This window comes from Gracilimonas sediminicola (genome assembly GCF_024320785.1).
Lineage (GTDB): Bacteria > Bacteroidota > Rhodothermia > Balneolales > Balneolaceae > Gracilimonas > Gracilimonas sediminicola.
This window is the reverse complement of record NZ_JANDBC010000003.1, coordinates 169,852-191,014: the sequence shown is the minus strand read 5'-3', so window position 1 is coordinate 191,014 and position 21,163 is coordinate 169,852. Positions and strand designations below refer to the sequence as shown.

The window sequence follows — 21,163 nt, the reverse complement described above, 5'->3', positions numbered from 1 at the left end:
GTTATGGTACTTTTAAAAATTTATGCGTCTGAAGACTGATACCCCATTCCGGATTTTCCTTCACATAGTCCACAATCAGATCTATGGATTTTGGAGTTTCCCACTCAGGCTGGAGCAGCAACCTTGTTCCTGCCGGGCATTTTTCAGCGTTCTCTTCTGCCCACTTGAGATCTTTATTGGTAAGTACAACCACTTTTAACTCATCCACATAGGCAAATACTTCTTCAGTGGGTTTTTTGAAGCGTTTGGGAGACAGGGTGATCCAATCCAACTGCCCGGATAAGGGGGATGAGCCACTGGTTTCAATATGAACCTGCAATCCGGCCGACTTCAACCCAAGGGTAAGCGGTAATAAATCATGCAAAAGAGGTTCTCCTCCGGTAATCACAACAAATGGCGCTCCGCTTTCTTTAGCGGCATCTACCAACTCACCAACCGTTAACTTAGGGTGTCCTTCCTCTTCCCAGCTATCTTTAACGTCACACCACCAGCAATTCACATCACAACCTGCCGTACGAATAAAGTATGACGCTCGGCCCGTGTGGGCTCCTTCTCCCTGAATGGTATAAAAATGTTCCATCACCGGATATTCCACTTCCAGGAAGTCTTTATCATCAGTTAGCAACTTGGTATGATTTTCGGTTTTAAACATCTTTATCGGTGTATTCTACCCAGCTTGTTTCTGTTTCCCAAACCGTAACTGTTAACTCAATTTCTCCGGGAATCCGGCTTTTGGTTTCTTTGTGGATGAATTCAGCAATCCGCTCTGCCGTCGTATTTTCGGGCATCAGTTCATTTAAAAAACCATGATCAAACCCACCCTTTTCTGAGTCTTTGGCTGCCCACTTCAGTTCTTTGAAGTCGCATACCATATCCGGGGTTTCCAAATATTGGGAAGGATTCAGCTTATTGGATTTAGCCGTCATCTTCACTTTGTAAGAATGCCCATGCATTCTACCGCACTTCCCATCATATCCTTCAATAAAATGGGCAGCATCAAATTTAAATTCTGTATGTAGCGTCCAGGTTGGCATTATATAGTCTGTAATTTTGATATCATTAATTAGAGATATCATTCAATAAAAAAAGCCACGTTGTGGCGTGGCTCAAAATTACGGGTTTTTCAGTAAAATTACTTGGTTCGCTTTATGGTACATCCAAGCGAGCGGGTTTCCTTTGTACTGATTTCATTTCCGCTTATAAGCTGATTAATAGCATCTGCGGCGTACGTTGCCTCCACTGCATTGGCATCATCAGCATTATCATCTATAGCCCCATGATATACCAGCGTTAAATTCTCATCAAAAAGAAAGACCTCAGGTGTGCGTGTTGCCCCAAAGGCATCGGCAATCACGTGATTCTCATCCAGTGCATACGGAAATTCATAATCCTGCTTCTGAGCGCGTTTTTTCATGTCTTCCATCGATTCTCCCCGGTTTCGGATACGCTCGTTTGGGTTCAGAGCGATCATCCCAATATCGTTAGCCTCAGCAAGTTCGGCCAGTCCATTATACCGGTCTTCCCATTTAGCTACCCATGGACAGGTATTACAAGAAAACACCACAAGAAGCCCCTTATCTCCGGCTACACCGGCCAATGTCAGTGTTCTTCCCGAAGTATCTTCCACTTCCTGATTTATCTGAGGGGCTTTATCACCAATTTCGAGGCTATTGGTTGATTGAGTTTGAGCAAAGGCGGTTAAAACCAACACGGCCGAAAATCCCGCAACAAATTTCATCAATTTTTTCATGGCTTAGTCCTCATTTATGACATTAAGTAGTTCTGATTCAAAAGTCTCCAGTTCAGCTTTTCCTTCCCAAGAAGCCGTTACTTTTCCCTGTTTATTATACACAATGGTAAAAGGAAGTGCACCCGTCCAATCGTTAGAAATCGTTGTTATGAATTCATTGTCTTTGCCGACTTTAAAATAGGTTTCAAAATCCACGCCTTGTTCCTTCAGGAATTTTTCAGCCTCATCGCGGGCTTCCCTGAAATCGCCGGATACGAAAATCAGTTTAAAATCTCCCTCATATTTCTCATTAAGCTCCATCAGGTAGGGAAATTCTTCGATGCAGGGAGCACACCACGTTGCCCAGAAATTCATCAAAACCGGCATCTCACCTTTGTACTCCTCCACCTTTGCCATAATCTGATCAGCCGTAGCATCTACAAGAATCTCATCACCTGAAAAACACAGGCTCACCAGTAACAGGGTAATACTGCTTGTTACAGTCTTCATGCTTTCTCAGATAATTCCATGGGATTCCAAAAGTGGCGTTCGATATCAACGGTGTAATCTTCTTTAAACTGAACGCCCTCCTGTTGCAGTCGCTCTTTCATGGTATCGCCTTCAAAATGAGCACGACCGGTAAGCTGACCCAATCTGTTTAATACCCGATGTGCCGGTAATTCATACCCCAAATCATAGCTCCGGTAGTTATTCATTGCATAACCAACCATCCTTGCTCCGGACTCAACCCCAAGATATCGGGCAATCGCTCCGTAAGAAGTCACTTTGCCCTGAGGTATCCGGGCTACCACTTCATACACACGTTCGTAAAAGTCAGAGGCTTTATCCGAGCTCACGACAATAACTTTCTTATTTCTTCCAGGGAATCTGTTTCACCGTTTTTCCGCACGGCAATTTTAACGGCTTCAATTCCCAGTGTTTTATATAAAGAAAGCAGTTCGGGGGCATTTTTCAAACTCTCCACGTGCTGTTTTACCGTTTTTAAATCCCCTCGCGCAATGGGGCCGGTTAAAGCTTCGGTTACCCCCAGCTCTTTTACATTCCGAAGGGTGTTTTCCATCAGCGGGGTAATGGCTTTCAGGGCCGTATCTTCCGGTACGCCTCCCAATGCAGAAATCTTTGTTACCAGTTCAGCCAACACTACCAGGTAATTAGAAGCAACCACGGCCGAAGCATGAAGCAACGGCTTTGCTTTCGGTTCAACCTCAAAAACATGAGCATTCAGGCTATCTGCCAGATCCTCAAGCCAACGAATAGCCGCCCCATCCCCTTCAACATCAAACCACGTGTTTTCGAAAGAGGATGTTTTTGGGGTGATGGCTTTCATGGGGTGAAATGAAGCGATGGAAGCCCCTTTCTTACTAAAAGGTGATAATATCTTAGAGGCATGTACGCCTGAGCAGTGAACCACACTTTTGTCTTCCAAATCAGTACATCGTTCAGATAACTGTGTAGCCACGCTGTCAATCGCATCATCAGAAACAGTCAGAAAAGTTAGTTCCCCGAGTTTATTTTCATTATTTGGAAGCCCCTTGCTGAAATAGGTATCCGGAAAATTCCTTATTAATTCCGGGTCTATTTCTGAACGGTTAAAAACCGATATAACCTCATAACCTGATTTCGTCAGCACATTCAGTAATGCTGTTCCCACGCTTCCCAGTCCAATTATGGTAATGCGGGGTTTCTTCATGATCAGGCCATTTGAGGTTCGGTACGCTTGGCATATCCACAGATGTTAGTGGCAGATTCGATATGATCCAGAAACTCAACATCATAACCCCAGGAGCGGGCCACCAGGATTCCACTCATAAATGCACGGGCTCCTTTCACGGTCTTCTCATTACTGTTCAGGTAATGCATCAAGCCTGATTCTTTGTTGTTAACGACCAATGAACGCAGTTTTTCAAGCTCTTCAGGGCTCGAGGCCGGGACATCACAACAATAAACGATAAGGGCGTTTCGGTTGAGCAGCAGTTCATCCAGGGTATAAGCGAGTTCACGGATGATCGCCGGATCATAATCGCCAATTTGTAAGCTGACCACTTCGAAATCCGAGAAGCAAGACTGCAAAATCGGAAGCTGGGTGTACAGGCTCATTTCTTTGCTGTAGCCTTCATCTGCGATAAAAAAGTCGTCCTCTTCATCACAAAATTCATTTCTCAGAAAATCATTAACAGGCACTTCCCCAAACCGGGTTTCAAACACTTTGTTGGAAGGCATGGCCAATTTTTTTTGCAAATGCCCGGTATAAGATTCGATGACAACCACCGTATCGAAGGTTTGATTAACGACGGTTTTATAGGTAGTGCAAAGTTCCCCGAAGTTATGCGCACCGATGTTATTTGGGACAAAAAGCATCCGAACATGCTCGGCATTGGTGTTTAAGTGCTTCGCATTTTTAACGTGTTCCTGGATCTGATGCTGCGTAAGGCTCTGTACATCCATAATTGTGTGCTGATGATATTTCGTTTGTATAAACAAAAAAGCCCGGAGATACCTTCCCTCTTATAGGAAGAAACGATATTTCCGAGCTTTTAGTCAAATATGTTTGCTTTGATAAGCTAATGCTATCTGATGATTTGTTACCCTGAAACTACAAATTTCAAATAATTTATCATTGTTAAATCTTACAGAAAAGCGGTTTTTTTGATTCTTTAATATAGTGAGGTCGTTCAGGTTGGTTCTCAACCCGGTACCCAGGCATTTAACAGCAGCTTCTTTTACGGTCCATAATTTCACCGGTTCTTCAGAGGCCAATGCATCCTGCTCTTCATCGTTCAATATTCTTTTTACTACTGCCGGATTAATTTCCCGATCTGCAAGTTCAACATCCAGGCCAATATTTTTTGAGAGCGAAAGAGCACAGTACACTTTTTGAGGTGAATGTGAAAAGCTCACATAGATAAGCTCATTGTGATGTTGAGCATACGGCTTCCCCATTTCTTCTTTTACCAGGTCAACTTCGTCCGGTGCAATGTTTAAACTATGAAGCAAATATCTGAACAGGTGACGAGCCGCCAGATATTCAGCTTTCCTGTTCGCACTCGCAAACCCCTGATACTCTTCCAACTCTTCCTTATTAAGGATGTTTGTGGAATCCGAAGCGCTAATTTCAGCTTCCCCGAGCAGTACATCATCCGGCCAAAAATCGATGTGTTTCGTCTCTAATCTTTTCATGAAGCAAGTATAAGAATTTTTAGATGAAGGAGACGATATTCAGGCGAGCATTGATGAGCAAAAAAATGGCGGAGAGGGAGGGATTTCCCGCAGGACTGTTTCCGTTTTCTAAATCCGGGTTAAAAGCGGGACAGGCTTCTCATCCCTCTTCTTTATTAAAATAACGCTGGGTGAATGGCTAGCAGTTTGTATAGTACTTAATGCGGAGAGGGAGGGATTCGAACCCTCGGTACCCCGGAAGGGGCACACTCGCTTTCCAGGCGAGCCCGTTCGACCGCTCTGGCACCTCTCCGTTTGAAAATAGATGAAAAGCCTTATCGAAGGGCGCCTAAGATAGAAGTATTTATACCCTATATCAACGTATTTAGAAGCCAATATTAAAACTATTTTCAACATAGGTTTTAACAGGCCTTCCATCGTCTTTAGCCGGCGTAAAACGCCACTTGGCTGCCGCCTGCAGTACGGCTTCCATTATCCCATACCCTATTTGGTTTACCACTTCATAATTTCCTTCTCTATCATACACTCGAATTTCCGAGATATAATAGTCTTCCACCTGCCCTTTTGTGCCTACCAAAAAAGTAACCTTAACACGGGCTTTGATATTCGCTCTCTGGGCTGCATCCGGAACGGTAGGTTCTACTATCCGAACCAAACCGGCCGGCTGTTCGGGGCTGCCCACAAACTCCCCTTCACCCTGAGCTTCAGAAAACCCCTCCTCCCCGTCCGCTTCATATTTTGAGAGCAGATCTTCAAAGTCAGGAAAATCAATTTCTTCCTCTATCACTTCATCGTTGGGAACAGGAACAGGAACGCGGGGTCTTGGAGGGGCAGCCGGTGCTGAAGTCTGTTTAGTGATGATCGAATTCTCCACGTAAATGACTTCATCTGTGAAGGTGTCTACATATTCTTTAGGCGGACCTTCCGGGATGGGCCAAAACTTTAACAGACAAATAATCAGTAATTCCGCACATATCAGCGATAACATGAAACGGTGTTCATGCTCAAGCTCACCATAATAGATGTCGCGAAATTTGTCGATCAAGTGGGTTTGAGTTCTGTTAACTGTTGTTGCATAAGCAATCTGGTGTGGTCTTTTAGTTCCCTCATATCTTCAAAATCAGAAGGATCAAGGGCATCCAGCACTTTGAGCTTAAACCGAACATTTGGTTTTAAATTCTTTGAACCGGATGGCATAGCCTCAAAACCACCATCAATTACCATGGGCTGTAACTTAAAATCATATTCTTTGGCAAGAAGAAACGGCCCATTCTTGAACGGTTTAAGTTCCCCATCCATTGTGCGGGTTCCTTCCGGAAATATCATCACCGGTATCAGGTCTTTCAGTGGCTCAACCAAATTATCAAGTTTCTTAAGGGCGGTTTTGCTGGAACGGTTTATCGTGAGGTGTCCCGTAAGCCAAACCAGCCAGCCCATAACCGGAATATAGGTGAGGCTTTTTTTGGAAACCCATTTCATTTTCCAGGGCAAATGATAGATAAAGGCCATATCCAGAAAGCTCTGGTGGTTGGAAACAAAAATAGTAGGCTCGGACCGATTGTATTTTTCGGTTCCCTCAAACTCCATTTTCCAGGCCGGACTGGCTTTCATCATGCATCTGGCCATTAACGAAAGCGTGAAGTTCGGGGCCTTCCTGTATTTATCGAATGGAAATGTGAGGATAAAAACGGCCAGAATGATGATAAAGAAAACAAGGAACAGCAGCGTAAAATAACTGAATACCCAAATGCTAAATAGCCGTCTCATCATTCTTCACTGATACCTAAAAGTGCTTTTCTAACAAATCCGTCGTTTTGTTTTAGCAACTTTTTGGCATCCTCTGCATTTAGATTCCCCAATGCCATCAGCAAGGCTGTTTTTACATGCCCATCTGCATCATTCAAAAGCGCTTCAGCGGTTTCATAATCAACTTCCGAGAAAATCATTAAGATGCGTTTGGCGCGCTCTTCCAATTTCTTGTTGGAAAGCATAAGGTCAACCATCACGTTCTCATAAATTTTCCCCTGCCTGATCATCGCCCCGGTTGTAATCATATTAAGCACCATCTTTTGAGCCGTTCCGCTTTTCATGCGGGTGCTTCCCATAATCACTTCAGGACCAACCGGTACGTCAATCAGGTAATCTACCTCCAGATCAATTTGTTCGGCCGGCACTGTGGTTACCAAGATGGTTTTACATCCGCGTTTGGCTGCTTCTTTAATGGCTCCGTGTACATAGGGAGTACGGCCACTTGCCGCAAGGCCACAAATTACATCAGGCGGTGCAACTTTGGCTTCTTCAACCGCTTCAGCACCGATTTCCTCTGAATCTTCCGCCCCTTCCTGGGCTACAAACATAGCGGCTTCTCCCCCGGCTATAAACCCTTCGACCTGCTCAGGAGGTGTGCCAAAAGTAGGCGGACATTCAGCTGCATCAAGAACCCCCAGCCTTCCGCTGGTACCGGCCCCGAAGTAAAGTAAACGGCCTCCCATCTGGAATGCATCGCTAACCAACTCTATGACATCAGCAATTACATCCAGCTTCTTTTCTACCTGAAGGGCCACTTTCTGGTCTTCAGCATTTATCAATCGGGCAATTTCGCCGGCTGAAGCCAAGTCAATTTCAAGTGTTGACGAATTTCTCTTCTCTGTAGCTAAGTTTTCGAGTTTCTTGAATAGCTTCTTCTTCTCTTCTGTAGAATTCAATGTCTTAGTTTCCTTTTCTGTTTTTCCACCAAAGGGCCGACTCTCCCGTTCCGTTCTCCAACAAAGCTTCGCTCTCCGGTTGTGATTGTTTTTTGAATTTCAATAATGATGCGGCAAGGGCTACATCCTTATCAGGTTGATCTTCCTGCATGTTTTCCGGCTTAAAGTGATCCTGCACAAAATGCGTATCATATTTTGCCTCAATAAAGGCCGGATGCTTAAGGGTAAATTCACAGAACGGAATGGTGGTTCTGCATCCTGCAATCTCGTATTCGTCCAGCGCACGGAGCATTCGTTTCCTTGCAATTTCCCTGTTCGGTCCATGCACACTCAACTTGGAAATCATAGGGTCATAGTTAATGGTAATTTGCTGCCCCTCTTCCACTCCGGCATCCACGCGAATGCCTGAGCCGGTAGGTACCCGGTGTTTCTTTAGAAGGCCGGTACTTGGCAGGAAGTTTTCGGTGGGATCTTCCGCGTAAATCCTGCACTCAATAGCATGCCCGTTTATAGCTAAATCTTCCTGTTTGATCGGAAGCTCTTTTCCTTCAGCTACCAATATTTGAAGGGCAACTAAATCTACTCCTGTAATCATTTCCGTAACCGGATGCTCTACCTGAAGGCGCGTATTCATTTCAAGAAAGTAGAAATTGAGGTGCTTATCTACCAGGAATTCAATGGTTCCGGCTCCCACATAATCCACGGCTTTGGCGGCGCCAATGGCAGCTTCGGCCATATCAGCCCTAAGTTCATCAGTCAATAGCGCACATGGAGCTTCTTCTATTACCTTTTGGTGACGACGCTGAACCGAGCATTCTCGATCGTACACATGGAGCACGTTTCCGTGAGTGTCGGCCATAATCTGGAACTCAACATGACGAGGTTCCTCGAGATATTTCTCTATGTAGATACGGTCGTCACCAAAAGCATTTCGGGCTTCTGATTTTGCAGCTTTGATACTCGCTTCAAACTCTTCTTTCTTATGAACGATGCGCATCCCTTTTCCACCACCACCGGCGGCAGCTTTAACCAGGATCGGGTAGCCGATGTCGTCGGCTACGCTTCGGGCTTCCTCAATGTCTTTCAATTCACTTTTAAGTCCCGGAGGCGTAGGAATTCCGGCTTGGGTAACCAATTCCCGGGCTTCGGTTTTGTCGCCCATCAGGCGGATAGCTTTGGGCTCAGGACCTATAAAAATGATATTTTCTTTTTTACAGCGTTCGGCAAAACCCGCGTTTTCACTCAAAAACCCATACCCGGGGTGCACTGCATCGGCACCGGTCTGCTTCACAGCGTCAATAATCTTATCAATCACCAGGTAACTTTCTGAAGAAGCAGCTTCCCCGATAAATACCGCTTCATCTGCGTGAAGCACATGTGGCGAATGAGCATCGGGGCGAGAATAAACCGCCACCGTTTGGATTCCAAGTTCTTTACAGGTGTGAATTACCCGTAGTGCAATTTCTCCACGATTAGCTATCAGTACTTTTTTTATATCCGCCATAAAATCCTGTTTACTTTTTGTCTAATGATAGGACTTTACGGAAAGATTCTCCAAGCAAAAAGCAGATTTTAACCGGCCGTATTCAAATCAATAAAAGCCTTGGGTAAAATGGAGAGTTTTTCGGTGTAATTGAGGTAGGCGCGATGATCAAACACATTGTAATCGTTCTGCTCAATTTTGTCGAGGATGCGGCCATAGTTGTGACGGGCGAGATATACCGGCAACCGGCTGTCGCTTGAGAGCAGAGCAATTCCTTTGTCGGCCTTAGCATAGTATTCCCGGGCCCGATTAATCTGAAATTCCATCAGGCTTTTGAATTTTTCATCGAGCGTATAAGAGAAGAGTTCATCTTCCTTTATCCCAAATTCGTCAAGCTCATTTTGCGGAATATATATGCGGCCGCGACGTAAGTCTTCCCCAATATCACGTAAAATATTGGTCAGCTGCATGGCAATACCGAGATCAACTGCATAATCCAAAGCCTTATCGTCCACATAACCGAAAACTTCGCTGGTCATCAATCCAACTACCGATGCCACCTTGTAGGAGTAATCATATACTTCCTCAAAATCCTTGAATCGGCTTTTTACTAAATCTGTCTTCACCCCGTCCATCAGCAGAAAAGGGAGATCCATTGAAATTTGATATTTCTTGAGGGTATCAGAAAAGGCAGTGAGTATAGGATCATCTACAATCCTCCCGTCATACACATCGATCAGGCGCTGCTTAAACATCTCCAGCTTTTCATCTACCTGATCTACTGTAATCTTTTGGTCGTGAATTAAATCTTCTGCTTCGTCAACCAAATCATCGAGATACCGGCATAAGCCATAGATGGCAAAAATTCCCCGCTGCTTCTCATTTGGCAGAAAGCGTGTGGCCATATAAAAAGTCTTGGCATGCTTTTTTGTAATACCCCGGCAATGGGAATAGGCCCCCTTCAACTGATCGTCCTGCAGATCTTCAATCACAGATTTGTGGAATGAAGTTCGCTCGTACAGCGGGCGTATTACATAATATGGTATGCGGAAGATATTGGTAATCATAATAATTTCTTTCTCTTCTGCTAAAGCTTTTATTAGTCTGAAAAAGTTCCCGCCGTAATTAAATATTTATCTCTTCCCTGTTATGACATTTTGAAAAGAAGATGTTTATACTTCAGACTTCTATTTGTTTATATTGGGTTAATTCTATTCTATTATCTTTTAAGCTATACGAGTATATACTGCTAAATAATTGAGATGCAATGAATAAAAAAGTGACAATTTATGAGGTTGCCAAACGTGCGGAGGTCGCGATATCTACCGTTTCGAGGGTACTTAATGGTTCGGAGAATGTATCGAAAGTAACGAAAGAGAAAGTTGAGAAAGCCATTGATGACCTCAATTTTCGCCCTCAGGTTAATGCCCGGAAGCTTGCCAGTAAAGAACCGCAGATGCTTGCCATTGCCGTTCCTTCGTTTACAACACCATATTTTAACGAGGTTTTGAAAGGTGTTAAAGATGAGATCAAGAAAATGGACCTTGATATCATTATGTATAATACCGGTTCTAAAGATCCCGAAGAAGCCGTTCAAAACTTTTTTGACCGGGGTACCGCTGATGCCGTAATTCTTTTATCTATTGATGTGAGCGATAAGGTACATAAGCTTATTCAAGCTACCCGAACACCGGCTGTATTGGTGAATGCCTCCCATCCCTCCTACGATTATTTCATGCTAAACGACTATAAGGGTGGATACCTGGCCGGAGAACATCTGGTGAAGCAAGGCTTTGAAGAATTGGGCATGATTACCAGCGTGGTTGAGTCGAGAGCATCCTTACAACGTATTCAAGGTTTTAAAGACGCTCTGAAAAACTATAAGATGAAGATTGATCAATCCCTGTTCAAGAGCGGAGATTCAACCAAGCATGGCGGATTTACGGAAGAGTCCGGTTTCGAGGCCATCTACAAATTTGATAAACAGGGGAAGTTTCCGGACGCTATTTTCTGTTCGAATGATACACAAGCCGTGGGTGCTATTTATGCCCTATCAAAACTTGGGATGAAAGTTCCGGATGACGTCGCTATCATGGGGTACGACAACATCAAACTAAGTAAATACCTTGAACTGACGACCATTGACCAAAAAATGTATACCATTGGTGTTCAGGCGACCAAGCGGTTGGCAGAGATCATCAAGAAGCCGGGTGATGAGTTATATCAAACTACTATAAATCCGGTGCTTGTTAAGCGAGGTTCAACAGAAAATAAAAAGGCAAAATAAGTTGAGTTCTGATTTTACTACCCGGGAAGCCCTGGACCATTGCATCACCCAAACAGAAGTACCCGAACTTCCCGAGCCATATAAAGGCAAAGTTCGTGAAGTGTATCCTTTAGGAAATGAACGCCTTGGAATAGTGGTTACCGACCGAATTTCGGCTTTCGATTACATCATGAAACAGGCTATTCCTTTTAAAGGACAGATTCTAAACCAACTTGCGGCTTTTTCTTTTGAGAAGGTAAAGGATATTGTAGCCACTCATATCATTGACGTTCCACACCCTAATGTGACCATCGCCAAAAAATGCGAAACGGTTCCCATAGAAGTGGTCGTCCGCGGATATTTGACCGGACATGCATGGAGAGTATATAAATCCGGCGAGCGAACCCTTTGCGGAGTAAAAATGCCCGACGGACTGAAAGAGCACGACAAATTCCCTGCCCCCATCCTAACTCCGGCCACCAAAGCGCAGGAAGGCCATGATGAGGATATTTCCGAAGATGAAATCCTTTCCCGCAGAATTGTTGAACCAGATCTTTGGAATGAAATAAAGGAAGCAGCATTCCGACTGTTTGAGCGCGGAACCCAGGTAGCAGCCGAACAAGGGCTTATTCTTGTGGACACCAAATATGAATTCGGCCTTTATAACGGCGAACTGACATTGATTGACGAGGTGCATACCACCGATTCCTCCCGGTATTTTTATAAAGACGGGTATGAGGAACGTCAGGCTAAAGGCGAGCCTCAGAAACAGCTGTCTAAAGAGTTTTTACGTGAATGGTTGATGGAACATAATTTCCAGGGATTGGATGGACAAACCCTCCCCGATCTCCCTGATGAATTCCGCATGGAAGTTTATCATCGGTATGCCGAGCTGTTCGAAATGCTGACGGGTAGCAAATTTGAACCTCTACTGGAAAAAAACTTCAACCGCACTTTAGCTGAGATTCTGAAATGAAGCTACCTGTAAACCTTGCTGATAAGTTCAAGCTCTTTGATGAGTATTGGACACCCAAGATTGTCGGAGAGCTGAATGATCAGTATATCAAACTGGCCAAGCTGAAAGGCGAATTTGTATGGCACAGCCATGACCATGAAGACGAGTTATTCTATATAGTTAAGGGGCAGCTCAAGCTTAAATTCAGAGGGAATAAAGAAGTCATTCTCAAAGAAGGTGAAATGCACATTGTGCCGGCCGGGGTTGAACACTTTCCTGTTGCCGAACAAGAATGCTGGGTGATGTTGATGGAACCTAAATCAACTTTGCACACAGGCTCAACCAAAGCAGAAGGTTCCGTAGCTGTAGATGATCAAGAGTGGATTTAAACTATCTGATCGGCCATGGATGAGCAAATACATTTCCGCAGAATTCGGCCACGTATCCGCGTACAAACCACAATGAGTTCAGAGGACATCCATCGGCGAATCAGGACTTTATTGAATTCCGATAATGCTGCCTGCGAAGGGCAAACGACCAAAGATTTTGCCACTATTTATCCCCCTCAGAAAGAACAGCATTTTTGGTCACCACAGCTCACCATCACCGTGGAAGAAAACGAAGACGGTAATTTGGTGAGGGGATTATACGGCCCAAAACCATCGGTATGGACCATGTTTGTTTTCTTTTACTCGGCCATCGGCTTTGCCACTATGATTATTCTGATGGTGGGCCTTTCATTGTGGAGTTTGGGAAATCCGGCTACCATTCTGTGGCTGGTTCCGGTTTTACTTCTGTTGTTTTTAAGCTTGTACCTGGTTGCTTATTTCGGGCAAAAGCTGGGACACAAACAGATGGGTAACATTCATCGTTTTATTGAGGAATGTCTTGCCCAAAAAATTGAAGCAGATTAGTATTAGAACAACTCCTTAGCCACCTCATACACCGAGGTTGATTTCCCCTTGGAATATTTTAGCGCTAGGGTTGAAACCCATGCTTGTGTACTGGAATACATCGAAGCTATAATCACTATAACCCTCAGGAATTGGTTCTGATCCATAAGAAAAGAATAAAAGAAATCTGTAAAATCCCACGATCCCTGAATCTGTACTCAAAACAACTCCTTAGCCACCTCATACACCGAGATTGATTTCCCCATAGAGTAGTAATGAAGACTGGGAACACCAAACGCCATCAATTCCTTGGACTGCTGAATGGTCCACTCAATCCCAACCTGAACCACCTCTTCTTTAGTCTTACACTCTTCAATGGCTTTGGAAAGCTCCATGGGTAAATCCACATGAAATAGCTGAGGTAAAATGGTGAGCTGCTTTTTGGAAGTTATGGGCTTTAGCCCCGGAATAATTGGTAAGGTGATACCGGCTTCCCTGCATTTTTGCACAAAGTCGAAATAGCATTTGTTATCGAAGAACATTTGGGTAACAATGTAATCTCCACCGATATCCTGTTTGAGCTTCAGGTATTTTAAATCTGTTTGCATGTTTGGAGCCGCAAAATGCTTTTCAGGATAGCCGGCCACCCCGATGCAGAAATCCGAGGGCTTGGCATTTTCCAGCTCTTCATCCAGGTAAACCCCGTTGTTCAAATCCACTACCTGCTCTATCAATTCTGATGCATAGGCATGTCCGCCCGGCTCCGGTTTGAACTCCCGTTCGGGCTTGCGTGTATCACCCTGAATGAGCAGCACATTATCAATCCCCAGAAAATTCAGGTCGATGAGTGCATTCTCGGTGTCTTCTTTAGTAAAACCGCCACAGATGATATGCGGCACGGCATCAACCTTATAATGATTTTGAATGGCAGCACAAATCCCTACGGTACCCGGACGTTTACGCACCGTTTTCCGCTCCAGAAGCCCGTTTTCGCGCTTTTTATACACGAACTCCTCCCTATGATAGGTTACATCCACAAAAGGTGGGTTAAACTCCATCAACGGATCCATATGATCAAATAAGGACCGGATATTTTGCCCCTTAAGCGGTGGTAAAACTTCAAATGAGAACAGCGTATCACCGTTCGCTTTTTCAATGTGTTCAGTTACTTTCATTCTTTCGTAGGCTCGTAGTCTAAAATTGGAGAAAGCCACTTTTCGACTTCCTCTTTCGTAGATGATTTTCGTTCTGCGTAGTCAATAACCTGGTCTTCACCAATGTTTCCCACACGGAAATACCGGGAATCAGGATGTGAAAAGTAAATCCCGCTTACCGATGATGCCGGGTACATAGCAAATGATTCGGTGAGTTTGATTTCTGCATTCTTTTCTACCTGCAGCAAGTCAAATAAAATGCGTTTCTCGGTATGATCGGGACAGGCCGGATATCCCGGTGCCGGGCGAATTCCGGAATAAGCTTCAGCTATCAATTCGTCATTGCTGAAATTTTCCTCGTCCGAATATCCCCAAAATTCTTTCCGAACTCTTTCGTGCATACGTTCGGCAAAGGCTTCAGCGAGGCGGTCAGCCACGGCTTTCACCAATATCACATTATAATCGTCATTCACTTTTTTGTATTCCTCGATGATGGCTTCAATACCCAGCCCGGCCGTAACGGCAAAGAATCCGATGTAGTCAGGAATTCCTGTTTGTTCCGGTGCGATAAAATCCGACAGACAAGAATTTGATTGCCCCGTTCTCTTCTTGCTTTGCTGCCTTAAAAAGTGGAATACGCTTTTCTGCTCCGATCGATTCTCATCTTCATACAGCTTTATATCATCTCCGTAACTATTTGCAGGATAGAAGCCTATAACAGCTTTTGCTTGTAATAAATCTTCTTCCACAATACGATCGATGAGTACTTGAGCATCATCAAAAAGAGACTGTGCCTGCTCTCCTACTTCCTCATCTTCCAGAATATCCGGGTATTTTCCGGTGAGCATCCACGTTCGAAAAAAGGGAGACCAGTCAATATAATTTCTTAACTCTGAAATCGGGTAATCCTCAAATGTCTTAGTACCCAAGAATGAGGGTTTTGGAGGCTTATGGCCTTCCCAGTCAATTTCTACCTTATTGGTTTTTGCTTCTTCATAGCTGAGCAGTTCTTTTCGGTTTTGCCGGCTTTCATGCTGCTTCCGAAGCTCCTCATACTCTTTCTTCACCTCCAACCGAACGCCATTCCTTCTTTTTTTACTGATCACATCACCCGCAATCGAAACCGCCCTTGAAGCATCCAGCACATGAATAATGGAGCCATCATACTCAGGATCAATTTTCACGGCGGTATGAAGCCGGGAGGTTGTTGCTCCGCCAATGAGCAACGGCAGATCCATCTTTCTTTTCTTCATCTCCCGGGCTACATGGATCATTTCATCCAGGGAAGGCGTAATTAGTCCACTTAATCCAATAGCATCCACATTGTGCTTCTCGGCTTCATCCAGAATCTTATCAGCCGGAACCATCACCCCAAGGTCCACCACATTGTAGTTATTACAAGCCAAAACCACACTTACGATATTCTTACCAATGTCATGCACATCTCCCTTAACCGTGGCTAAAAGAACCTTGGGTTGCTCACTGGTATCTTTGTTTTTGGCTTTTTCTTCTTCCAGGTATGGCGTCAGATAGGCAACGGCCTGTTTCATCACGCGGGCACTTTTCACAACCTGCGGGAGAAACATCTTACCGGAACCAAACAGATCGCCTACTACATTCATACCATCCATAAGCGGACCTTCGATTACTTCCAACGGACTCCCATATTTCACACGAGCTTCCTCTGCATCCTCTTCCACATACTCATTAATCCCTTTAACCAGTGAATGACTCAATCGCTCTTCAACCGGCTTATTTCGCCATTCATCGCTTGTTTTCTTTTGGGTTGAAGTAGATTCACCTTTGTACTCCCCGGCAATATCAAGCAAACGTTCGGTGGCATCCTCCCTTCTGTCAAATAGGACGTCTTCCACTCGTTCAAGCAGATCCTTCGGAATGTCATCGTACACTTCAAGCTGAGTGGGATTCACAATCCCCATATCCATGCCGTGCTGTATCCCGTGATACAGAAAAGCGGAGTGAATAGCTTCACGAACCCAGTTATTCCCACGGAAAGAGAACGATACATTGCTGACCCCGCCTATTACATGAGCTCCGGGCAGGTTTTCACGAATCCACTTGGCAGCCATAAAAAAGTCGATGGCATTCCGGCGATGCTCCTCCATTCCTGTTGCAACCGGGAAGATATTCGGATCCAGAATAATGTCCGATTGATCAAACCCTACTTCTTCAGTCAGTAGTTTATATGCACGACCACAAATCTCCTTACGTCTGGGCAAGGTATCGGCCTGACCTTCTTCATCAAAAGCCATACAAATTACAGCCGCTCCAAATCGACGAATAATTTTTGCCCTGCGAATAAACTCCTCCTCGCCATCCTTAAGGCTGATAGAATTTACGACACCTTTCCCCTGTAGGCATTTGAGTCCGGCCAGGATAACTTCCCACTTTGAGGAATCCACCATAATCGGAATTCGGGCAATGTCGGGATCGGAGGCAATCAAATTCAGGAAGTGCGTCATTTCCTCGGCGCTATCGAGCATCCCTTCATCCATATTGACGTCCAGGATCTGTGCCCCGCCCTGCACCTGATCAAGGGCTACCTTCAGCGCATTATCATATTCTTTATTTTTTATGTAATTAAGAAAAGTCCTTGAACCCGTTACATTTGTGCGTTCCCCAATATTAACAAAATTGGAATCTTCTGTTATAATTAAAGGTTCGAGTCCGCTTAACTTTAGAGGTAATGATTGCATAATTAATCGCAGAGCGCGCTGAGTTGCGCAAAGATTAAAGGATTAACGGAAAGTTTACTAACTGATTGGTGCGTTGGGAGTATATTTCTGCCTGAATTCTCCATGTTTAATTGATATCCTTTGCGAACTTTGCACCTTTGCTATTAGCAATTCGAGGTTCATAATTCCGGGCCAGTTCTGCCATCTTTGAAATATGTGCTGGAGTAGTTCCACAACAACCCCCGAGGATATTCACCAAGTTATCTTCCAAATATTTCTCCACTTCCTGCCCCATCAGTTCCGGCCCCTGATCATATTCCCCGAACTCATTCGGAAGCCCCGCATTCGGGTAGGCACTAACATAAAAATCTGATTTTTCAGCCAAATTTTGGAGGTAAGGCTGTAGTTGCTTTGCCCCCAGGGCGCAATTGAATCCAACACTGAGAATTGGAGCGTGTGAAACAGAGATTAAGAACGCTTCTACCGTCTGTCCTGAAAGCGTTCGTCCCGAAGCATCGGTAATAGTTCCTGAAACCATGATGGGTAACTTATCTCCCCGCTCATCAAACAATTCCTGTATCGCAAAGAGAGCTGCTTTGGCATTCAGTGTGTCGAAAATAGTTTCTATAAGCAGTAAATCCGCTCCGCCATCCATCAGTCCTTTGGCTTGTTCTTTATAAGCCTCCGCCAGTTCATCGAAAGTAACAGCGCGATAGCCGGGATCGGTGACTTCAGGCGAAATAGAAGCCGTTTTATTGGTTGGTCCCATCGAACCGGCAACAAATCGTGGTTTATCCGGGTTCTGCCTGGAGAATTTGTCCGTGGCTTTCTTCGCGATTTCAGCCGACTTCCGGTTCAGTTCATACACGATGTGCTCCAGGTTGTAATCAGCCTGAGCGATGGTGGTTCCGCTGAAAGTGTTGGTTTCCACGATATCCGCTCCCGCTTCCAGATATTCTTCATGGATGGCCTGAATGATATCCGGACGGGTAAGGCTTAATAAATCGTTATTGCCTTTCAGGTCGTCTGCATGATCTTTGAGCTGCTCGCCCCGGAAATCCTCTTCTGTCAGCTTATAGCGCTGAATCATGGTACCCATGGCACCGTCGAGAATCAGGATTCGGTCTTGTAATGCTTGTTCTATATTCACTCTTTCGATGTTGGATTAGCTTATACAGAAAGAGCGTGAGTGATTAGCTCGCTTATCTTTCTAAGCACATAACGGGTTATGTACTTAGTGGGATTTGGCACCTGCCCCTTTTTAGAAGTGGTTGCCAAGACGTCATCGGGCCCATCCCTCGGTCTTTCTTTATAAGCATTCAATAAATTGCGTTTTGAATATAATAGTTGTTGAGCCGCTGAGCAACTTATAAGAATGGAACACGGATGACAAGGATTAGACAGATAGTCACTGATAAGAAAAGTCATTCAGAGCAATAGCAATGAATCTTCATAAGATTAAAATGGTCCGATTGCTTGAGGCTGAGTTTAGATTTGGAATTCCGGAGCGGAGTACTGAAACGAGAGTAAGTTTTAGGTCTATTTTAATTCATAAATACTTTGTGTATCTCTTGTAAACAAGAATACTTTATCAAAATTTGATTCATAATTTTTTGATAAGAATTTATTAGAGTCTAATAAATCAAAAGACCTTTCAAATGTTAGTGGCTTTACTACTAGAAGTAGCCAAATCAAATCACATTTTTGATAATACTCAGTAACCTTTTGATCTTTCTTAAGTATTTTTTTTTGTAAAAACTCAGGACTTGATATTGGAATTTTTCCACCTCTAACTCTTTCAAAAGACGACCTACCATAAGAATCATTATTCCAGATTGTAATTGCTTTAATTCTTTCATCAACCTTTATTTCATCCTTAATACTGTTAAAGAATTTTTTATTGAGTAAAACTTTTGATTCTGATTTTCTATTATTGAAATGAACCAACAAGGAAATTTGGTCTGATAGTTTTTCAACATCTTTATTGGATAATTTGAATTTAATTCTATTATAAGTTTGGACCTCTTCAAAGTCGACAAAAACCAATACATTCGTTTCACTCTTATCATTGTATTTCGATTTAGCCTTTAGTAAAACCTTATCTTTTAAAGCTTCTTGGTTCTGAGGTACTAAATCTTCTCTATCCTTTGGTTGAAAAAGTCTTTGATGCTCAATTCCTAAATTGAGACCCTCATATTCTATAACAAAATCAGGGCTTTCATCTTGAATTAAGCTTTTAGAATTGATTGACTTTGTTTCAAGAAAACTGGTGACATCTTCTTTCTCTTCTAATTTTTGTTTTCGTGATTGTGACATACTGAGTTACTATAATTGTTAAAGGCTAAGTCGAATTTCAAAATTGCTCCCAACCTAATCAATACTCTCTTTTTGAATCATAATCAAAGCTCCGTCCTAATCCCAAAATGCACCTTTCCGTTACCTATAGACTCTTCGGGAGAAATAGCGTAGGTAAATTTCAATCGGCCGATTTGGGTTTGGTAACTCAGCCCAAAACCTGTGGAAAAAAGATATTTCGTTATTTGGAAGTCGTTATTGGTTTCGGTAAGTAGTCTTGGTCGGTTAAAACCTCCCGCCGCTCCGAAACCGAACAGATAAGACTGTCGGTTGAGTAAGAATCTATATTCAACATCTCCCCAAAGCATGGTTCCGGCCCGGAACTGCTGCTCGGCATAGCCACGGAAGGAATTAGCTCCTCCAAACCGGATTAAGTCGTTGGTGGTTACTTTATCAGATTCCAGCAAAAAGCCATGTAAAGAAGTGGCAATTACGCTTTTATCAAAGATAGGCATATAGTTACGGGCAGTGAATTCAAGAGAATTCTGCGTGAATGACGTGAGGGAATCATCGCTTAAATCTTTATTTGCGATACCAAGTATCAGTCGAATGGAACTGCCTTTGGTCGGTACATCAAACCGGTCTACATTGGTGAATTCAAAACCTAATCGGGCGGTTCTTTTTTGTCCATCCGGCTCCACAACCTGCGGAAGATTACTGCCCGACGTAGTACTTTGGAAACCCACTCCTCCTATCAGTTTTACGCCTGAGCCCACCAGGAAATATCCGTCCAGATCAAAATCCCGGCTTTGGTAAGTGGTGTCATTCTGGTAGAGCTGCATTCCGGCTGAAATGCCCACCGGAATTTCCCCAATCCAATCCTGGGAAGCTTTCAGATTCAGCTGGCTGGTTTCCGGCCGTAGTCGTTGATAACGAAAATCAACGCCGTTTCCCTGGGTAAGTACATTCCATAGCGACAGCTCCACATCCCCTGCAATTTGCCCATTTCCGGCAGCATCCGGCACATAACCGAGTAAACCATCAAACTGGTTCAGCGACCGCTCCTCCACACTAAAAACGATAACCGGCTCTCCCTGACGAAGATAAATACGGGCCGGTTCAACAGCATTAAAAAGACCACTTGAATTCAAATTCGAGCGTAAAACCCTGAGATAATCAGGTGAAACCTGTCTGTTTGTATTAAACCTCGAAATCTTTCTCAGGTAATCCTGTGAGTTTGTTTTTGCTCCGGAGAAGTATATATCCGGCCGGGTTACTTTATCACCGGTTCGGATTTCAATTTCCACATCAACCCGACACTCTTCTTCTATGGGGATAATGGACGTGATGATGGCTTCAGCAAAAGGAAATCCATCCTCTTCCATCCCATAAATAAGCTCAGCAATTTCTGTACGTAAGTTCTGATCTGTGTAAAACTTATCAGGTTCAATGGTTGAGGATGAGTCAATCTGACCGGAATAAAGCACGTTCATTTTGTCGAGCCGATATTTACAGCCCTTGGTCACCTGTGCAGTCGAATCGGTAGTTGATGTCACAGCCGCATCAAAGAATCCCTCCGAGACAAACCATCGAAGAAGTTTTTGCTCAATTTGAGAGGAATTGTTAGCCAGTTCGGTCTCCATACTATCCGGAATAACAACCTTTTCACCGTTTTCGTAAACCCGAAATTCCGCAGATCGGTTTTGTGGAACCGCCAGAACCGGGATCAAAAGAAATAAAAAGGTAACACCTGATTTTAAGGACATACCTGAATCTACACTCTTTTTAA

At 43.9% G+C, this 21,163-nt stretch carries 22 protein-coding genes, 1 tRNA gene and 1 riboswitch; of the genes, 4 read left to right on the top strand and 19 right to left on the bottom strand.

Annotation, left to right across the window (positions count from 1 at the left end; genetic code table 11):
• Position 1: 1 nt before the first annotated feature.
• The 14 genes from NM125_RS13830 to NM125_RS13765 all read right to left on the bottom strand — a co-directional run bounded on the left by NM125_RS13830 (position 2) and on the right by NM125_RS13765 (position 10,182).
• Positions 2-652 carry a 7-carboxy-7-deazaguanine synthase QueE gene (locus NM125_RS13830; RefSeq protein ID WP_255135556.1) on the bottom strand — a complete coding sequence of 217 codons (651 nt, stop codon included), beginning with the start codon at positions 650-652 and terminating at the stop codon, positions 2-4.
• Complete coding sequence (locus tag NM125_RS13825) at positions 645-1,034, bottom strand: 6-pyruvoyl trahydropterin synthase family protein (protein WP_349294203.1); 390 nt, start codon at positions 1,032-1,034, stop codon at positions 645-647. Before NM125_RS13825 ends, NM125_RS13830 begins: the two co-directional genes overlap by 8 nt.
• A gap of 98 nt (positions 1,035-1,132) precedes the next feature.
• Complete coding sequence (locus NM125_RS13820) at positions 1,133-1,750, bottom strand: thioredoxin family protein (protein ID WP_255135554.1); 618 nt, start codon at positions 1,748-1,750, stop codon at positions 1,133-1,135.
• 3 nt (positions 1,751-1,753) lie between these two features.
• Positions 1,754-2,239: a TlpA family protein disulfide reductase gene (locus NM125_RS13815; protein WP_255135553.1), complete on the bottom strand. Its 486-nt coding sequence runs from the start codon at positions 2,237-2,239 to the stop codon at positions 1,754-1,756.
• Positions 2,236-2,586, bottom strand: a complete 351-nt coding sequence (locus NM125_RS13810) for an MGMT family protein (protein WP_255135552.1) — start codon at positions 2,584-2,586, stop codon at positions 2,236-2,238. Before NM125_RS13810 ends, NM125_RS13815 begins: the two co-directional genes overlap by 4 nt.
• Positions 2,583-3,440: a Rossmann-like and DUF2520 domain-containing protein gene (locus tag NM125_RS13805; RefSeq protein ID WP_255135551.1), complete on the bottom strand. Its 858-nt coding sequence runs from the start codon at positions 3,438-3,440 to the stop codon at positions 2,583-2,585. Before NM125_RS13805 ends, NM125_RS13810 begins: the two co-directional genes overlap by 4 nt.
• Before the next feature lie 2 nt (positions 3,441-3,442).
• Positions 3,443-4,195 carry an AmmeMemoRadiSam system protein B gene (gene amrB, locus NM125_RS13800; protein WP_255135550.1) on the bottom strand — a complete coding sequence of 251 codons (753 nt, stop codon included), beginning with the start codon at positions 4,193-4,195 and terminating at the stop codon, positions 3,443-3,445.
• 93 nt (positions 4,196-4,288) lie between these two features.
• A complete protein-coding gene (locus NM125_RS13795) occupies positions 4,289-4,927 on the bottom strand; it encodes a 4'-phosphopantetheinyl transferase family protein (protein ID WP_255135549.1) in 639 nt (212 codons plus the stop codon).
• A 203-nt stretch (positions 4,928-5,130) separates the two neighbouring features.
• Positions 5,131-5,219 (bottom strand) — tRNA-Ser (locus NM125_RS13790).
• A gap of 72 nt (positions 5,220-5,291) precedes the next feature.
• On the bottom strand, positions 5,292-5,972 hold the full coding sequence (locus tag NM125_RS13785; protein ID WP_255135548.1) for an energy transducer TonB: 681 nt from the start codon (positions 5,970-5,972) through the stop codon (positions 5,292-5,294).
• The gene (locus tag NM125_RS13780) at positions 5,969-6,697 is read right to left on the bottom strand and encodes a lysophospholipid acyltransferase family protein (RefSeq protein ID WP_255135547.1); all 729 of its coding nucleotides are present in this window, start codon (positions 6,695-6,697) and stop codon (positions 5,969-5,971) included. Before NM125_RS13780 ends, NM125_RS13785 begins: the two co-directional genes overlap by 4 nt.
• Positions 6,694-7,632 (bottom strand): N-acetylmuramic acid 6-phosphate etherase, encoded by a 939-nt coding sequence (murQ, locus tag NM125_RS13775; RefSeq protein WP_255135546.1) that lies wholly within the window; start codon positions 7,630-7,632, stop codon positions 6,694-6,696. The genes NM125_RS13780 and murQ overlap by 4 nt, the downstream gene beginning before the upstream one ends.
• Before the next feature lie 4 nt (positions 7,633-7,636).
• Complete coding sequence (gene accC / locus NM125_RS13770) at positions 7,637-9,136, bottom strand: acetyl-CoA carboxylase biotin carboxylase subunit (RefSeq protein ID WP_255135545.1); 1,500 nt, start codon at positions 9,134-9,136, stop codon at positions 7,637-7,639.
• Positions 9,137-9,204: 68 nt separating this feature from the next.
• The gene (locus NM125_RS13765; RefSeq protein ID WP_255135544.1) at positions 9,205-10,182 is read right to left on the bottom strand and encodes a phytoene/squalene synthase family protein; all 978 of its coding nucleotides are present in this window, start codon (positions 10,180-10,182) and stop codon (positions 9,205-9,207) included.
• A 200-nt stretch (positions 10,183-10,382) separates the two neighbouring features.
• On the opposite strand from NM125_RS13765, the gene NM125_RS13760 reads away from it, so the two are divergent.
• From NM125_RS13760 to NM125_RS13745, 4 genes are read left to right on the top strand one after another with little or no spacing between them, the layout of a single operon-like run.
• Positions 10,383-11,402: a LacI family DNA-binding transcriptional regulator gene (locus NM125_RS13760; protein WP_255135543.1), complete on the top strand. Its 1,020-nt coding sequence runs from the start codon at positions 10,383-10,385 to the stop codon at positions 11,400-11,402.
• A gap of 1 nt (position 11,403) precedes the next feature.
• On the top strand, positions 11,404-12,357 hold the full coding sequence (locus NM125_RS13755) for a phosphoribosylaminoimidazolesuccinocarboxamide synthase (protein WP_255135542.1): 954 nt from the start codon (positions 11,404-11,406) through the stop codon (positions 12,355-12,357).
• Positions 12,354-12,725 carry a cupin domain-containing protein gene (locus tag NM125_RS13750; protein ID WP_255135541.1) on the top strand — a complete coding sequence of 124 codons (372 nt, stop codon included), beginning with the start codon at positions 12,354-12,356 and terminating at the stop codon, positions 12,723-12,725. The genes NM125_RS13755 and NM125_RS13750 overlap by 4 nt, the downstream gene beginning before the upstream one ends.
• Positions 12,726-12,740: 15 nt before the next feature.
• Complete coding sequence (locus tag NM125_RS13745; RefSeq protein WP_255135540.1) at positions 12,741-13,250, top strand: hypothetical protein; 510 nt, start codon at positions 12,741-12,743, stop codon at positions 13,248-13,250.
• Between the two features lie 197 nt (positions 13,251-13,447).
• Here the strand turns inward: NM125_RS13745 and NM125_RS13740 are convergent, their stop codons facing one another.
• The 5 genes from NM125_RS13740 to NM125_RS13720 form a co-directional block, all read right to left on the bottom strand.
• On the bottom strand, positions 13,448-14,404 hold the full coding sequence (locus NM125_RS13740; protein ID WP_255135539.1) for a methylenetetrahydrofolate reductase: 957 nt from the start codon (positions 14,402-14,404) through the stop codon (positions 13,448-13,450).
• Positions 14,401-17,100 carry a methionine synthase gene (gene metH, locus NM125_RS13735; RefSeq protein ID WP_255135538.1) on the bottom strand — a complete coding sequence of 900 codons (2,700 nt, stop codon included), beginning with the start codon at positions 17,098-17,100 and terminating at the stop codon, positions 14,401-14,403. The genes NM125_RS13740 and metH overlap by 4 nt, the downstream gene beginning before the upstream one ends.
• 106 nt (positions 17,101-17,206) lie before the next feature.
• Complete coding sequence (locus NM125_RS13730) at positions 17,207-18,178, bottom strand: homocysteine S-methyltransferase family protein (RefSeq protein WP_432419289.1); 972 nt, start codon at positions 18,176-18,178, stop codon at positions 17,207-17,209.
• Between the two features lie 100 nt (positions 18,179-18,278).
• A riboswitch (SAM riboswitch) is annotated at positions 18,279-18,397 on the bottom strand.
• A gap of 221 nt (positions 18,398-18,618) precedes the next feature.
• Positions 18,619-19,395 (bottom strand): hypothetical protein, encoded by a 777-nt coding sequence (locus NM125_RS13725; protein WP_255135536.1) that lies wholly within the window; start codon positions 19,393-19,395, stop codon positions 18,619-18,621.
• A gap of 83 nt (positions 19,396-19,478) precedes the next feature.
• Positions 19,479-21,140 carry a BamA/TamA family outer membrane protein gene (locus NM125_RS13720; RefSeq protein WP_255135535.1) on the bottom strand — a complete coding sequence of 554 codons (1,662 nt, stop codon included), beginning with the start codon at positions 21,138-21,140 and terminating at the stop codon, positions 19,479-19,481.
• Between the last annotated feature and the right edge of the window lie 23 nt (positions 21,141-21,163).

What these genes read in the sequence shown, in the direction of transcription:
- NM125_RS13745 (WP_255135540.1), top strand. Translation starts at nt 12,741, where the DNA reads ATGGATGAGCAAATACATTTCCGCAGAATTCGGCCACGTATCCGCGTA.
- NM125_RS13815 (WP_255135553.1), bottom strand. Translation starts at nt 2,239, where the DNA reads ATGAAGACTGTAACAAGCAGTATTACCCTGTTACTGGTGAGCCTGTGT.
- NM125_RS13750 (WP_255135541.1), top strand. Translation starts at nt 12,354, where the DNA reads ATGAAGCTACCTGTAAACCTTGCTGATAAGTTCAAGCTCTTTGATGAG.
- NM125_RS13760 (WP_255135543.1), top strand. Translation starts at nt 10,383, where the DNA reads ATGAATAAAAAAGTGACAATTTATGAGGTTGCCAAACGTGCGGAGGTC.
- NM125_RS13780 (WP_255135547.1), bottom strand. Translation starts at nt 6,697, where the DNA reads ATGATGAGACGGCTATTTAGCATTTGGGTATTCAGTTATTTTACGCTG.
- NM125_RS13730 (WP_432419289.1), bottom strand. Translation starts at nt 18,178, where the DNA reads ATGGGTACCATGATTCAGCGCTATAAGCTGACAGAAGAGGATTTCCGG.
- accC (WP_255135545.1), bottom strand. Translation starts at nt 9,136, where the DNA reads ATGGCGGATATAAAAAAAGTACTGATAGCTAATCGTGGAGAAATTGCA.
- NM125_RS13720 (WP_255135535.1), bottom strand. Translation starts at nt 21,140, where the DNA reads ATGTCCTTAAAATCAGGTGTTACCTTTTTATTTCTTTTGATCCCGGTT.
- NM125_RS13740 (WP_255135539.1), bottom strand. Translation starts at nt 14,404, where the DNA reads ATGAAAGTAACTGAACACATTGAAAAAGCGAACGGTGATACGCTGTTC.
- metH (WP_255135538.1), bottom strand. Translation starts at nt 17,100, where the DNA reads ATGCAATCATTACCTCTAAAGTTAAGCGGACTCGAACCTTTAATTATA.
- NM125_RS13795 (WP_255135549.1), bottom strand. Translation starts at nt 4,927, where the DNA reads ATGAAAAGATTAGAGACGAAACACATCGATTTTTGGCCGGATGATGTA.
- NM125_RS13765 (WP_255135544.1), bottom strand. Translation starts at nt 10,182, where the DNA reads ATGATTACCAATATCTTCCGCATACCATATTATGTAATACGCCCGCTG.
- NM125_RS13805 (WP_255135551.1), bottom strand. Translation starts at nt 3,440, where the DNA reads ATGAAGAAACCCCGCATTACCATAATTGGACTGGGAAGCGTGGGAACA.
- NM125_RS13820 (WP_255135554.1), bottom strand. Translation starts at nt 1,750, where the DNA reads ATGAAAAAATTGATGAAATTTGTTGCGGGATTTTCGGCCGTGTTGGTT.
- amrB (WP_255135550.1), bottom strand. Translation starts at nt 4,195, where the DNA reads ATGGATGTACAGAGCCTTACGCAGCATCAGATCCAGGAACACGTTAAA.
- NM125_RS13825 (WP_349294203.1), bottom strand. Translation starts at nt 1,034, where the DNA reads ATGCCAACCTGGACGCTACATACAGAATTTAAATTTGATGCTGCCCAT.
- NM125_RS13725 (WP_255135536.1), bottom strand. Translation starts at nt 19,395, where the DNA reads ATGTCACAATCACGAAAACAAAAATTAGAAGAGAAAGAAGATGTCACC.
- NM125_RS13830 (WP_255135556.1), bottom strand. Translation starts at nt 652, where the DNA reads ATGTTTAAAACCGAAAATCATACCAAGTTGCTAACTGATGATAAAGAC.